The organism is Roseobacter sp. N2S (genome assembly GCF_031454055.1).
Taxonomy (GTDB): Bacteria; Pseudomonadota; Alphaproteobacteria; order Rhodobacterales; family Rhodobacteraceae; genus Amylibacter.
The window spans coordinates 62,267-75,506 of record NZ_JAVDQB010000008.1 but is presented as its reverse complement, the minus strand read 5'-3'; the positions used below and the strand labels follow the sequence as shown (position 1 = coordinate 75,506).

Sequence of the window (13,240 nt, the reverse complement as noted above, 5' to 3'; positions counted from 1 at the left end):
GTCGCTAAATCGAATCTCAAGCCCTTTGCCTAACGCCCTGACCCGCCCCCGACAAGCCAAAGAAACGCGCGGCCTGATTATTGTGTTCCGTTGCGCAACAGCAGCATGTAAAATTGAGTAGCACGTTCCAAATCCACCAGCGAAAGCCGCTCATTCACGCCGTGCAGACGGGGAATATCCTCGCTGGTCATGACAAAAGGGTTAATGCGGTAGCTGTTATCGGCGACCCGCGCATAGTGTCGGGAATCCGTGCCCGCAATCGTCAGGCCGGGAACGATGATCACATCGCCAAATACCTGCCCAAAGGTCTGGGACAGCAGTGCAAAAGCCTCATTTTGCGCGCTCGACACCTCGCTAGCAGCACTTTGAAAACCGTCCCGCAGGGTGACATCTACGGCTGGGTTATCAATCTTGTCATGGGTGTGGGCCAAAATATCCGCAATGGAATCACGGGGGTGCAGGCGGTAATTCACTGTGGCCACGGCCTGTTGCGGCAATACGTTTTCTTTGGATGAACCTGACAACATGGTCGGCGCCATTGTGGTGCGTAGCATAGCATCGGTTGAAGCAGAGCCAGACAGAACCAGTTCCAGCACAGGACGGAACAGCCACTGGTTTGCAAAAAGCACCCGCTGTGCCAGACTAAAATTCGGGCCTAGCGCGTCAAAGAACTCTTTCGAGGCACCGGTTAATCCGCCGTCTACCGGCGCGGCTTGCAAGTTTACCAATGCCTCGGCCAGTTCCCCGACAGCGGTGCGGCGTGGGGGCAAAGACGAGTGGCCACCTTCGCCGTGGGCGGTAATATCAACCGTAATGTAGCCCTTCTCAGCCACATTGATCGAGGCAATATCTGTTGAAAGCCCTGGCACAATGTCGCGTAACACAGCCGAGCCTTCGTCCAACGACCAATCCAGTTGCACGCCCTGCCCTTGCAGGTAATCCGCAACAGCCGAAGCCCCTTCTGCGCCGCCGATTTCTTCATCATGGCCGAAACTGAAATATAGCGTGCGTGCGGGCTGGAAGCCTTCGCGTGCCAGTTGTTCGGCGGCCCCCATCATGGCGACTAAAGCGCCTTTGTCGTCCATAGCGCCGCGTCCCCAAACAAATCCGTCGGCAATACGTCCTTCAAACGGGGGGTATTGCCAACGGGCACCTCCTTCGTTTTCGACAGGAACCACATCATAATGGGCGGTCAGCAGGATCGGTTTTTGGGATGTATCACTGCCCTGCCAACGGTAAAGTGGGGTTAGACCGTTGATCATTTGGCGATCCATCACGCCTGTGGCGGCGGGAAAAGCCGTGGTTAACCACTCCGTAAACCCCAAAAAATCCGCGGGTCGGCCCCCTGGGAATTCCCGCATGGATATAGTTTTGAACTGGATCGCCCGACTAAGGTGGGCTGAAAGCGTGGGGGTGTCAATTTTTGGAAGGTCAACTTGTTCCCAACTGGCATTTTTCGGTTGATAACGCCACGTGTTAAAAGCCATCACACCGATCAATAGAACCAGCAAAGCTCCCAACATTTTAAATAGTGTTTTCAGCATGATTACCCCCTCTGTCTGGTACGCAGCTTAGCAAAACTACGGTCAGAGTAACCCCTAACCACGCGTTAATAGCGGTTTTGGGTTAAATCCGTTTTGGACAATCCTGAAACAGTATGCTACCGCCCCCAAAACCTTAACGGAGACGATCATGGGCTGGCTTATTTATATTGGCGTTTTTGTAACGCTTTTGGGCCTGTGTGGTCTTTTATATTGTATCTGGAAAGCCAACGGGTTGCGAAATTCCAGCCTTGAAGGTGAGGACATGACTGCTCATCTACAGCGCTTAATCCCGATCAATCTGGCCTCGGTCAGTGTGGCAGGGATTGGTCTTGCCATCGTTGTCGTTGGTAAGTTGCTGTAACCCGAACAGTTACAGACCAGCGCACCAAGGCCATGCCCGTTATGAATAAAAGTCGTAATAGGATAATTGATCGACCGAAATATCCTTCAAGAACAGTGAAACATCATAGCCAGCCACTTTGATTAACGTCGAGTCGCCCTGCACCTTACTGACGAATTTAAGATCATCAAAGGTAAAGTCCACGTCCGCCAAGCTGATGTGATCATAGCCGTCTTCAAAATCTTTGAACCGATCTGCGCCGCCATCTTCGGAAAAGTAAAACACATCGCGTCCACTGCCACCGGTTATGGTGTCTTTACCTGCGCCGCCATAAAACTGGTCATTGCCTGCGCCACCAAACAACCGATCGTTGCCGCCGCCGCCATAGAAATAGCGCGTTGCGCTGTCAGAAGAGCCATCCTCCTCTGTACCATACAGTTTGTCTTTGCCGCCGCCGCCGAAAAGACTGTCCCAGCCCAACCCGCCAAAGATCATATCTTTGCCGTTTTGCCCCGACAATTCGTCATTTCCTGTCCCGCCAAACAGGCTGTCATCACCAAGGCCGCCGAAAATATCGTCACTATAGTCTTCGCCGTAGATGCGATCGTTGCCAGCGGCCCCGAACAATTCGTCCGACCCAAGCCCGCCATATAGATGGTCAGCCCCGCCGCCGCCTTTCAGCCGATCATTGGAGGAACCGCCAAAAAGGTCGTCGCGCCCGCCGCCGCCAAAAAGGTCATCTGCATCATAGCCGCCAAACAACCCGTCATTGCCACGGCCACCATAAAGCCTATCAACCTCATCCCGGCCGATCACCGTATCACCACCACTGCCGCCGATGATACGGTTCGACCCCGCCACGCCCAGCAAGCTATCAGCCTTACTGCTGCCTGCGATAACCATCGTATCGTTGTAGCTGTCGTAATGAATATCCCAAGCCGAGGTATCCACCGCCGCACCATAAAGATGTTGCAAGGCTTGCACATCCAGCAGCCCCAAAACCGAGGTGTAGGGGCTTGTGTTGTTATAGGTCATCACCGTCTGGTATTGGTTGTCCATCCCCGAAGAAAGCGTCAGCGAACCGTCATGGGTGTGTTGCAGCCCCATAGCGTGGCCCAATTCATGCAACATGATCTGAAAGCCATAGCTGCCTTCTTGGTAATCGCCAAAGCTGTCGACCACAAAGATACCGGAACTGGTGGAATATTCAGACACCCAAGGATAGCTGGCCCAGCCGCCATAGGACGATCCGTTGGCATTGGATATGTCAATCATGCCGCCTTCTTCGACTTCGACAAAGACGATGCCCGCAGTGGACTGATAAATATCAGCCACATCGCGGAAATTGGCACGCTGTAGTTCGGTGAAAGCCGATGTGCTGCTGACAAAATAGGAGCTTTCGCTAACGGTCGGCACATTGCCACCATCTGCGAAGCTGTAAGTCACAATAACCGGAACGCCCAGATCTGTAGTAGCGTTCCACCTTGCAGCAGTTGTATCGTTGATCTGCAAAATTGCCGTATAATCAGACACAACGGTCATGCCCTGCTCCTTCACAGTCTAAATTCGCACCCTGTATTGCCCTTCAATGTGACCATTTCACAGCACAAATCGTTCTTATCAAAGGCGCCCTATTAAAAGCGCCTTCAAATTTGATTGGGGTTGGAATTAGTCCAATTCCCCCTGTTTCAAAACCACTTCACCGCAAAAGAGTAAAGATTCGGTATCGATCAGTAGCTAAACTCGGAATAAATCCGCGTCAGATCGCCGTTCCAGTCGCCACGATACTTGTTCAACAGTTCGCAGGCGGGGGACTGGCCGGTTTCAACCACCTCTTCCAAAGCGTTCAAGAAATGGGTTTCATCGGGCACAAGCCCGCCCGCTCCCGCACGGGCGCGCGCGGTTAGACCAGCCTTGGAAATCGCAACGGTTTCACGGGCCAAATCAATCATCTTGATCCCGTTCACCTCGGCGCCCACCCCTTCGACACTGGCTGCAACGCGCAAAGCTTCGCGGGTTTCGGCATCCCAGTTCTTGCACAAATCCCACGCAGCATCGAGCGCGCCTTGATCGTACATCAGCCCCACCCAATAGGCCGGAAGCGCACAAATCCGCCGCCAAGGGCCACCGTCCGCGCCGCGCATTTCCATGAACTTCTTGATCCGCACTTCGGGGAAGCAGGTGGTCAGGTGATCGGCCCAATCGCTAAGGGTCGGTTTTTCACCCGGCAAGGCAGGCAATTCGCCCTTCATAAAGTCACGAAACGACATGCCCAGCGCATCCACATATTTACCGTCGCGGTAAACAAAATACATCGGTACATCCAGCGCATATTGAACGTAGCGTTCAAACCCCATGCCCTGTTCAAACACAAACGGCAGCATGCCGGTGCGCGCGTTGTCCAGACCCCGCCAAACCCGCGAACGCCATGATTTATGGCCATTTTCCTTGCCATCAAAGAAAGGGGAATTGGCAAACAGCGCTGTCGCCACGGGTTGCAAGGCCAGACCTACACGGAACTTTTGCACCATGTCGGCTTCGGATGCGAAATCAAGGTTCACCTGCACCGTGCAAGTACGCCGCATCATCTGCGTTCCGTGTGTGCCAACCGTGCCCATATAGGCGTCCATCAGCTTGTAGCGGCCTTTGGGCATCAGGGGCATTTGGTCATGGCTCCAGATCGGGGCAGCCCCCAGACCAATGAATCCTGCGCCCATTTTATCGGCGATTTGCTGTACCTCTTTCAGGTGTTCATTCACCTCGTCACAGGTTTCGTGGATGGTTTCCAGTGGCGCGCCAGACAGTTCCAACTGGCCGCCCGGTTCCAACGAAATATTCGCGCCGTCTTTCACCAATCCGATAATTTTGCCGCCTTCTTCGACGGGCGCCCAGCCAAAGGCATCGCGCAGGCCTTCCAGCATAGCTTTGATGCTGCTTTTACCTTCATAGGGCAAAGGCAGCAGGTTGGTGGTGTCATAGCCGAATTTCTCGTGCTCTGTGCCAATACGCCAGTCTTGGACGGGCTTGCAGCCGTCAGACAGGTACTCCGCCAATTGGTCATGATGTTCGATGGGGCCGCCACCGGACTGTGGGATAGACATGGATGATCTCCGAAACTTTGGTTGATCCAGACCTGAAACGGATGGCGGGGGGTGTCAAGGCAGGAAGTTGTGATCCACCGGATCACTCACCGGAATAGATCGGGTTTCGTTAATGCAACACCCGCCGTTCCCAGATCAGGAAACGGGCGTTTTGGGTGCTGCCCATCGCCCGAACAGCGGTTTCAAAATCTATGCCTTTCAAGGGGGCAAATGCGTCAAACAACAGATCACTGCCCTGCGCTGATGCCGGAATTGACAACGGCGCGCCGCCAAGATGGGTCAAGACCCAGAACACATCGTCCTGCAAAGGGCCTTTGTCCGTGGTGACAATTTCCAACCGCGTCAGATCATCCAGCGACACAAACGCCCCGCCTTCAGGCGATAAATACCCGACTTCCCGTTCCTTCACTTCGACCATGCCGACGGCCTTGACGGGTTTATACAGCTTGGCCCGTAATATGGCCCAGAACAGCAAAACCGCGAACAGTCCGGTCACCACAACGCCCAAAGCGGTCATCGTATAGCTTTCAAGGTCGATCCCACGTCCCAGCAGGTAGACACCGTAAAGCACCAAAACGCCGGTAATCAGCACCTCGCGCCAGCGCCACAGGATCGCACGAATTTCAGGGCGGATGAAACTCACACCCAATCCCCAAGCGCCCGTTGCCACAGGGCGAGCGCCGCAACCGCCGCCGTATCTGCCCGCAATATCCGCGGGCCAAGGCTGATGGAATGAACCCCCGCCATAGCGCGCAACCTTTCCACCTCTGCGGCAGAAAACCCGCCCTCTGGTCCGATCAGAATCGCCCATGGTCCGCGCGAAAGCTGGCTAAGGTCGCTCGCCGCCTGTCCCACCCGTGTTTCGTCACAAAACAACAGCTGACGATCTGCGGGCCAATCTGCCAGAACCTTGTCCAGCTTGGCCAAATCCGTCACCTCGGGCACATAGGTTCCACCGCATTGTTCGGCGGCTTCCAGCGCGTGGGCTTGCAGGCGATCTTGACGCATACGCTCGGATTGGGTGAAAGCAGTCTGGACCGGCATGATCCGTGCCGCGCCCATTTCGGCAGCTTTTTCCACGATAAAATCTGTGCGCGCCTTTTTGATCGGCGCAAACAAAAACCACAAATCGGGCGGCATCTGCAACGGCTTGCTTTGCCTATGGCACTCCAACACCGCATTGCGCTTGTTGGCGACGATCACTTCGGCCTGCCATTCACCGTCGCGCCCGTTGAACAGCGCCACCAACGCGCCTTTTTCCAGACGCATGACGCCAAACAAATAATGCGCCTGCTCCCGCGACATAGCAACGGCTTGCCCCGTGCCCAAGTCCGCGTCTACATAGAGCCTGATTTTCGCTGTCTTATCCATGGGGCCAGTTTATGACCGATCCGAAGCAGACACCAGACCTGCCGAACACAGATTTGCCAAATGACGGGGGGCGCGTGGCCGATGCCACTGATCTGAATTGGGTGGATCGGTTTTGCCCCCGCTGGTCGCGCCCCTATCTGCGCCTGTCCCGCGCGGACCGCCCTGCGGGCACATGGCTGCTGCTGATCCCGTGTTGGTGGGGGCTGTTGCTGGCGATCCTGTTTGATCCGGCGGGATTACAACCAATGGATGGCTGGATTGCCATAAGTTGCGCCATGGGGGCGTTTTTGATGCGCGGGGCTGGCTGCACCTGGAATGACATCGCGGATCGCAAAATTGACGGACAGGTAGAACGCACCCGTTCGCGCCCGTTGCCATCGGGGCTAGTCACCACAAAACAGGCTTTGGTCTGGATGGTAATACAGGCGCTGCTGGCTTTTGGAATTCTGCTCACCTACAACGGGTTCGCCATTTTCTTGGGCATCCTCGCACTGGCCCCTGTAGCAATCTATCCCTTTGCCAAGCGGTTCACATGGTGGCCCCAAATATTTCTGGGCATCGCCTTTAACTGGGGGGCCTTGCTGGCTTGGGGCGCCCATAGCGGCTCCCTATCGCTCGCGCCTGTGTTGATCTATCTGGCGGGCATCAGTTGGACCCTGTTCTATGACACAATCTACGCCCATCAAGACAAAGAGGACGACGCCCTGATCGGCGTGAAATCCACTGCGCGGCTTTTCGCCGACAACACCCCGCGCTGGCTGTTCATCTTTCAGGTGGTCGCCATGACCCTGATGTTGCTGGCCGTTATCACCCCTGCGGCGGTGTCCCAACTGCTGCCCAATCCTATTGTTTTCTTGCTGGTTTTCGCGGGAATCTGGGGCTTTGGCGCACATCAGACCATGCAACTGCGCAAGCTGGACATCAACAACACGCAGGTCTGCCTGCACTTGTTCCGCTCGAACCGAGAGGCTGGATTGATCCCTGTGGTCTTCTGGTCACTGGCGGTTTTACTGACCTAGCTTGAACCCGCGGCTTTGTTCAATTACATCAACTTTGTAACGCCAAACCGGCACCGGGGTTTTGTATGCATCGTACCGCACTTTTGTTTTCTGCAATCAGCTTCATACTGGTTGCGGCAGGGTCTCTGTTCTTAGGCACCCGCGCGGTCGATTACATCCAAAACGCCACCCAGCAACAGGTAGACACAGCGCTGCGGGCCTCGGGTCAGAACTGGGCGACGATCCGCCCTGACGGGCTGGTGGTACATCTGACAGGGCTTGCTCCGGATGAAGCCGCGCGCCTTCAAGCCCTTGAAATCATGGGTCAGGTGATTGACGCCAACCGGATTTCAGACCGCACCACAGTGCTGCAATCTTCTGAAATTGTAGAGCCGCGGTTTTCACTGGAAATGCTGCGCAACGTGGACCGGATTTCGCTGATCGGGCTGATCCCTGAAAAGGTCGGGCGCGGCTTTATTCTGGATCGTGCCGCAAAGATCGCCAATGGCGGAACCGTTACCGACATGCTGGAAAGCACCGAACACCGCGTCCCGTCTGGCTGGGCACGCAATCTGGATTTCGGCCTGTCGAGCCTTGAACAACTGCCCCGCTCTAAAATCTCCGTCACACCGGATGCGGTGCGGATCACTGCGGTCACTGAATCCCCCGAAGAACAAAAACGCGTCGAAAAATCGGTGCGCGAAGCCAAACCCGAAGGCGTTGTCCTGTTGATGGACATCACCGCCCCCCGCCCTGTCATCACCCCCTTCCACTTTCGCATTCTGATGGATGACACCGGCTTTGAACTGCAAAGCTGTTCCGCTGATACCAATGATGCGCGCGATCGTATCCTGCGTGCCGTACGGGCTGCGGGCGCAGAGCAAACCCTATCCTGTGATGTGGGTCTTGGCGTCCCTACCACAGAATGGGATCAGGCGATCATCCAAAGCGTTCAGGCGCTCAAAAGCCTGGGTGGCGGCACACTTAGCGTGGCAGACAGCGATATCTCACTGGTGGCAAACGATAAAATCAGCCAAAGCCGTTTTGACAATGTGGTCGGCGGCTTGGAAAACAGCCTGCCAGAACTTTTCTCGCTGCACGCCACACTGCCCCCGAAGATCCTGCAAGACGGCGCACAGAAATCGGCCGAATTGCCCGAATTCACCGCCACCCGCAGCCCCGAAGGTCAGGTTCAGTTACGTGGCCGCATCCAGAACGCATTGGCGAAACAAAGCATTGGTGCCTTTGCCCGCTCCCTGTTTGGATCAAGCAACGTAGACAATGCCACCCGCATCGACCCTGAACTGCCCGATGGCTGGCCCACCCGTGTTTTGGCCGGGCTGGAAGGCCTGTCCAAAATGCATCACGGCGCGGTTGTTGTGCAACCCGAACAGGTCACAATCCGCGGCATCAGCGCCAACCCGGAAATCACGTCGGAACTGACCGGCCTGTTTGCCCAGCGCATTGGCGACGGGGACGGCTATACCATTGACGTGAAACACGATCCCAAGCTGATCCCGAAAGTGAACGCGCTTGATTCCCGCCAGTGCGAAGCCCAGATCCGCGCAGTCCTGTTGCAACAGCAGATCGTCTTTGCACCATCCTCAACCACAATCGAAGCAGGAAGTCAGGGCGTCTTGGACGCCATCGCCGACATCATCAAAGACTGCCCCGACACCCGCTTTGAAATCGAAGGCCACACCGACAGTCAGGGCGGCGCAGAAATGAACCGCTCGCTCAGCCAACAACGGGCCGAAGCGGTGCTGAACGGTCTGCTGGCACGGCGCATCCTGATTTCTGGCTTCACCGCCAAAGGCTACGGCGAGGATCAACCCATCGCTGGAAATGACACCGAAGAAGGCCGCGCTGCCAATCGCCGCATCGCCTTCCGCCTGATCACAGAAGACCCCCAAAGCCCCGAGGAAGACACCGATGAATAGAACCGAACTTATCGTTACGATCACGGTTGTCCTGCTTTTAACCTTCATTGCGGGTTGGGCATTCCGATGGGCCTATGGCCGGCTGAACAGCGTCAATTCCGTCAATGTCACCGAAATCGACGATCTGGCCAACCGCCTGCACGAAGCCGAAGAAGCCCGCGATCAGGCGATGACCTACATCCAGCAGCGCGAATGGGAACTGACCAACCAATTGACCCAATCCGAAGCCGAACTTGCCGCTGCAATGGAAGGCCTTGGCGCCGCACGCCGCGAAGCAGGCGAATTGCAAGCCCATCTAGAAGCCCTGCAATCCACAGCCGCAAAACCTTAAACCCGCTTCAATGTTCCAAAAATACTCAAAAACCTAAAGACAGAAGTTACACAAGCGACTTACCAGCGCTTTAAGGCCGCCTCGTCGTCTTCCTTGGCATCCACCCATGCCGCCCCTGCTACGCCATGTTCCTTCTTCCAGAAGGGCGCACGGGACTTTAGGAAATCCATCAGAAAATCCGCCGCCTCAAATGCAGCCTTACGGTGGGGGGCGGCTGTAGCCACCATCATGATCTGCTCACCTGGTTTTAACGGACCATAGCGGTGAATGATCAAACTGTCGTTCAAGTCCCAGCGCGCGCGGGCCTCGGCCTCGATCCCCGCCAGCGCCTTTTCGGTCATACCGGGGTAGTGCTCCAACTCCAACGCTTCCAGATCACCGCTGTCATCGCGTACCAGCCCGCTGAAGCTAACCAGCGCGCCAATATCCGTGCGCCCTTCCCGCAAGGCATCCAGTTCCGCGCCCAGATTGAAATCCTGTTGTTGCACCCGTACTGCCATGGCCTAACCGCCTGTCATCGGGGGGAAAAACGCGACTTCACGCACATTGGACAATGGTGCATCAAAGTGGGTTAGCGTCTGATCCAGCGCCACACGCACGGCAGACACGTCAGAAAACGCCAGATCATACCGGTCTTCACGCCCGCGCAATTCCGCCACCAGCTCAGCCACAGTCACAGCCTCTGTTTCGACGGTTTCGCGAGGCACACCGATCCGTTCACGCACCCATGCAAAATAGACCACATCCAGCTTCATGCCTCTGGCTCCTGCAAATGGGGCCGCGCTTTGACAAAGTAATCCCACCCCGTCACAGCCGTCAGCACGGCGGCGATCCACAACAGAACAACGCCCACAGTCCAAGTAGAATTCATCACCGTCCAATAGGTCAGCACGCCGTTCACATCCTCGATCGAGCCATCCATCACGCCGTTGTAAATGGTTTCGTCCATACCTTGGATCAAGTTCAGATAATAATGTTCAAACACCCCTTTGGCGAAAAGCACTGCAATGGCGATCATCTGCACGGTGGTTTTGTATTTCGCCAGATTGGTCACCTTCAACGCGCCCATAGATGACCCGACGAACTCTCGCAGGCCCGACACAAACACTTCACGGAACAGGATCACGGTTGAGGGCAGCAAAATCCACGGGTCCATCACCAGCTTATCCGCCGTGGACAGCGCGACAATCACCACCAGCGCAATCACCACCATGGCTTTGTCGGCAATCGGGTCCAGCATCGCGCCGAACTTGCTTTCCTGCTTCCACAGACGGGCCAGATAGCCGTCAAAGAAATCCGTGATCGCCGCCGAAACAAACAACACCAACGCAAACCAGTCAGCCCAAGGGCGCGGGAAGAACAGAAACAGAATGGCCACACCCGGAGCAGCCGCAAGGCGCATAACAGTCAAGATATTCGGGATGTTCCACTGCATCAAAAGCACTTCCTAATCAGTTCGCCGGTTCCACGAGAAGATGTAGCCAATGCGCTAGCCTTTGTCATGGAAGAAGTCATAAATTGCCTGCGCCAAGGCCCCCGAAATACCATCTACAGCCTTTAGATCGGTCAAATCTGCGCGAGCAACCGCCTTGGCACTGCCAAAATGGGTCAGCAAGGCCCGCTTGCGCGACGCCCCGACGCCGGGAACCTCGTCCAGCGGATTGGCGAATGTGGCTTTGCTGCGTTTGGCGCGGTGGGTGCCGATGGCAAACCGGTGCACCTCGTCGCGCAAACGCTGTACGAAATACAGAACCGGATCGTTGAAGCGCAGCGCAAAAGGGCGCTGTTTGGGGCGGTAGAATTCCTCTTTGCCCGCATCCCTGTCGGTGCCTTTGGCCACACCGATAAAAGGCACATCGTCGATCCCCAGCTCTGCCATGATTTCCGCCACCGCAGAAACCTGCCCCGCGCCGCCATCAATCAACACCAGATCGGGCCAGTTTTCGGTCTTGCGATCAGGGTCTTCTTTCAGCAGCCGTTGAAAACGGCGGGTCAGAACCTCTTTCATCATGCCAAAGTCATCGCCGGGCGTGATGGTTGTGTCTTTGATATTGAACTTGCGATAGGCGGATTTGATAAAGCCTTCGGGGCCGGCCACAACCATGCCCCCTACCGCATTGCTGCCCTGAATATGCGAGTTGTCGTAAACCTCGACCCGTTTCAGCGGGCCTTCCAGATCAAAGGCCGTGGCCAACCCTTCGAGCAGTTTCACCTGCGTCGCGGTTTCCGCCATCTTACGCGCCAGCGATTCCCGCGCATTGCGCAATGCGCCTGCCACCAGATCGGCCTTTTCGCCGCGCTGGGGCACAGACACTTCGACCCGCCGTTCCAGCTTATCGCTTAGCAATTGTTCCATCAAATCGCGATTTTCGATGTCATCTGATAACAGAACCAGACGGGGTGGGGTTTTATTGCTGTAGAATTGCCCAAGAAAGCCCTCAAGCACCTCGGCTGTTTCCGCGCCTGACCCTGTGCGCGGAAAATAGGCACGGTTGCCCCAGTTCTGATTGGCGCGGATAAAGAACACCTGCACACAGGCCTGCCCGCCTTCCATGTGCAGGGCAACAATATCTGCCTCTGCCACGCCTTGGGGGTTGATGCCTTGGGTCTGTTGCACTTGCGTCAGTGCCCTGATCCGGTCCCGCAGGGCAGCCGCCCGTTCAAACTCCATGGCTGCGCTGGCTTCGGCCATCTGGGCCGCGAGGGTTTCTTGTACTTTGGTCGAACTGCCCTGCAAAAACCGGCTGGCATCCTGTACCAGATCGCCATAATCCTTTGCGCTGATATGCCCGACGCAAGGCGCAGAACACCGCGCAATCTGGTATTGTAAACAGGGGCGCGTGCGGCTGGCAAACATGGAATCCGTACAATTGCGCAGCAGGAATATCTTTTGCAGATGGTTCAGCGTGCGATTGACCGATCCCGCACTGGCGAACGGACCATAGTAATCCCCCTTTTCCGTCTTCGCGCCGCGATGTTTGGTGATCTGCGGATACTCGTGGGTCTTGGTGACCAGAATATTCGGAAAACTTTTATCATCCCGCAGCAACACGTTGTAACGCGGCTTTAGCTGCTTGATCAGGTTCTGCTCCAGCAACAGCGCCTCGGTTTCGGTACGGGTTGTCAGAAACATCATCGCCGCCGTGGCCGCGATCATCCGCCCGATCCTTGCGGAATGCCCATGGCCCTTGGCGTAGTTCGACACACGCTTCTTCAGGTTCCGCGCCTTGCCCACATACAGAACCTCGCCACGCTGATCGAGCATGCGGTACACCCCCGGACTGTTGTCCAGCGACTTGAGGTAATTTTGAATTACCAAAGGTCCAGTTGGCGTATTCTCACCAGCCTGCCCCTCTTCCTCGGGCAATTGTTCTGGCGGCGTGTCTGTCGGCGTGTCTGTCATAGTGTCTTTATGCCTGATTCCCGTGATCGCTGCACCGAAAGCCCGTGCCGCACAAGGATTTTTCTGTCCACCATACCTGTGGATAACTCTGCGGATAACTCTCTCTCATTCGGGTTTTCCCCTTTGTTTTAGCAGGCTTCGACGGTTTGCCACTTTTTTAGGCAGCTTAACTTACCCTTGATTCTAAACGAAAAAAACATTGTATCGGGGCA

Annotated in this window: 13 protein-coding genes; 4 read left to right on the top strand and 9 right to left on the bottom strand. The window is 55.9% G+C overall.

Annotated features, from left to right (window positions below; translation table 11 throughout):
• Positions 1 to 77: 77 nt before the first annotated feature.
• Entirely contained in the window at positions 78 to 1,544 is a 1,467-nt protein-coding gene (locus GGE09_RS17125; protein WP_309747389.1) for a M20 family peptidase, read from the bottom strand.
• Positions 1,545 to 1,692: 148 nt separating this feature from the next.
• On the opposite strand from GGE09_RS17125, the gene GGE09_RS17120 reads away from it, so the two are divergent.
• Positions 1,693 to 1,905: a hypothetical protein gene (locus tag GGE09_RS17120; RefSeq protein ID WP_309747388.1), complete on the top strand. Its 213-nt coding sequence runs from the start codon at positions 1,693 to 1,695 to the stop codon at positions 1,903 to 1,905.
• A 39-nt stretch (positions 1,906 to 1,944) separates the two neighbouring features.
• Here the strand turns inward: GGE09_RS17120 and GGE09_RS17115 are convergent, their stop codons facing one another.
• From GGE09_RS17115 to GGE09_RS17100, 4 genes are all read right to left on the bottom strand, one after another.
• Entirely contained in the window at positions 1,945 to 3,426 is a 1,482-nt protein-coding gene (locus GGE09_RS17115) for a M12 family metallo-peptidase (protein WP_309747387.1), read from the bottom strand.
• A gap of 188 nt (positions 3,427 to 3,614) precedes the next feature.
• Positions 3,615 to 4,985, bottom strand: coding sequence for a glutamate--cysteine ligase (locus tag GGE09_RS17110; protein ID WP_309747386.1), 1,371 nt, complete (start codon positions 4,983 to 4,985; stop codon positions 3,615 to 3,617).
• Between the two features lie 109 nt (positions 4,986 to 5,094).
• Entirely contained in the window at positions 5,095 to 5,628 is a 534-nt protein-coding gene (locus GGE09_RS17105; RefSeq protein ID WP_309747385.1) for a hypothetical protein, read from the bottom strand.
• Entirely contained in the window at positions 5,625 to 6,356 is a 732-nt protein-coding gene (locus GGE09_RS17100; protein WP_309747384.1) for a 16S rRNA (uracil(1498)-N(3))-methyltransferase, read from the bottom strand. The genes GGE09_RS17105 and GGE09_RS17100 overlap by 4 nt, the downstream gene beginning before the upstream one ends.
• Before the next feature lie 11 nt (positions 6,357 to 6,367).
• On the opposite strand from GGE09_RS17100, the gene ubiA reads away from it, so the two are divergent.
• The 3 genes from ubiA (at position 6,368) to GGE09_RS17085 (ending at position 9,625) form a co-directional block, all read left to right on the top strand.
• The gene (ubiA, locus tag GGE09_RS17095; RefSeq protein WP_309747383.1) at positions 6,368 to 7,375 is read left to right on the top strand and encodes a 4-hydroxybenzoate octaprenyltransferase; all 1,008 of its coding nucleotides are present in this window, start codon (positions 6,368 to 6,370) and stop codon (positions 7,373 to 7,375) included.
• 65 nt (positions 7,376 to 7,440) lie between these two features.
• Positions 7,441 to 9,294 (top strand): OmpA family protein, encoded by a 1,854-nt coding sequence (locus GGE09_RS17090; protein WP_309747382.1) that lies wholly within the window; start codon positions 7,441 to 7,443, stop codon positions 9,292 to 9,294.
• Complete coding sequence (locus tag GGE09_RS17085; protein WP_309747381.1) at positions 9,287 to 9,625, top strand: hypothetical protein; 339 nt, start codon at positions 9,287 to 9,289, stop codon at positions 9,623 to 9,625. Before GGE09_RS17090 ends, GGE09_RS17085 begins: the two co-directional genes overlap by 8 nt.
• Before the next feature lie 59 nt (positions 9,626 to 9,684).
• On the opposite strand, the gene GGE09_RS17080 is transcribed toward GGE09_RS17085, so the two are convergent.
• From GGE09_RS17080 to uvrC, 4 genes are read right to left on the bottom strand one after another with little or no spacing between them, the layout of a single operon-like run.
• Positions 9,685 to 10,125 (bottom strand): molybdenum cofactor biosynthesis protein MoaE, encoded by a 441-nt coding sequence (locus GGE09_RS17080; protein ID WP_309747380.1) that lies wholly within the window; start codon positions 10,123 to 10,125, stop codon positions 9,685 to 9,687.
• Between the two features lie 3 nt (positions 10,126 to 10,128).
• Positions 10,129 to 10,380 carry a molybdopterin converting factor subunit 1 gene (gene moaD, locus GGE09_RS17075; protein ID WP_309747379.1) on the bottom strand — a complete coding sequence of 84 codons (252 nt, stop codon included), beginning with the start codon at positions 10,378 to 10,380 and terminating at the stop codon, positions 10,129 to 10,131.
• Complete coding sequence (gene pgsA, locus GGE09_RS17070; RefSeq protein WP_309747378.1) at positions 10,377 to 11,060, bottom strand: CDP-diacylglycerol--glycerol-3-phosphate 3-phosphatidyltransferase; 684 nt, start codon at positions 11,058 to 11,060, stop codon at positions 10,377 to 10,379. Before pgsA ends, moaD begins: the two co-directional genes overlap by 4 nt.
• A 54-nt stretch (positions 11,061 to 11,114) precedes the next feature.
• Positions 11,115 to 13,028, bottom strand: coding sequence for an excinuclease ABC subunit UvrC (uvrC, locus tag GGE09_RS17065; protein ID WP_309747377.1), 1,914 nt, complete (start codon positions 13,026 to 13,028; stop codon positions 11,115 to 11,117).
• Positions 13,029 to 13,240: the final 212 nt, after the last annotated feature.

Excerpts from the sequence above, each read along its gene's own strand:
- pgsA (WP_309747378.1), bottom strand. The coding sequence starts at position 11,060 with ATGCAGTGGAACATCCCGAATATCTTGACTGTTATGCGCCTTGCGGCT.
- GGE09_RS17080 (WP_309747380.1), bottom strand. The coding sequence starts at position 10,125 with ATGGCAGTACGGGTGCAACAACAGGATTTCAATCTGGGCGCGGAACTG.
- ubiA (WP_309747383.1), top strand. The coding sequence starts at position 6,368 with ATGACCGATCCGAAGCAGACACCAGACCTGCCGAACACAGATTTGCCA.
- GGE09_RS17100 (WP_309747384.1), bottom strand. The coding sequence starts at position 6,356 with ATGGATAAGACAGCGAAAATCAGGCTCTATGTAGACGCGGACTTGGGC.
- GGE09_RS17110 (WP_309747386.1), bottom strand. The coding sequence starts at position 4,985 with ATGTCTATCCCACAGTCCGGTGGCGGCCCCATCGAACATCATGACCAA.
- GGE09_RS17115 (WP_309747387.1), bottom strand. The coding sequence starts at position 3,426 with ATGACCGTTGTGTCTGATTATACGGCAATTTTGCAGATCAACGATACA.
- moaD (WP_309747379.1), bottom strand. The coding sequence starts at position 10,380 with ATGAAGCTGGATGTGGTCTATTTTGCATGGGTGCGTGAACGGATCGGT.
- uvrC (WP_309747377.1), bottom strand. The coding sequence starts at position 13,028 with ATGACAGACACGCCGACAGACACGCCGCCAGAACAATTGCCCGAGGAA.
- GGE09_RS17120 (WP_309747388.1), top strand. The coding sequence starts at position 1,693 with ATGGGCTGGCTTATTTATATTGGCGTTTTTGTAACGCTTTTGGGCCTG.
- GGE09_RS17085 (WP_309747381.1), top strand. The coding sequence starts at position 9,287 with ATGAATAGAACCGAACTTATCGTTACGATCACGGTTGTCCTGCTTTTA.
- GGE09_RS17090 (WP_309747382.1), top strand. The coding sequence starts at position 7,441 with ATGCATCGTACCGCACTTTTGTTTTCTGCAATCAGCTTCATACTGGTT.
- GGE09_RS17125 (WP_309747389.1), bottom strand. The coding sequence starts at position 1,544 with ATGCTGAAAACACTATTTAAAATGTTGGGAGCTTTGCTGGTTCTATTG.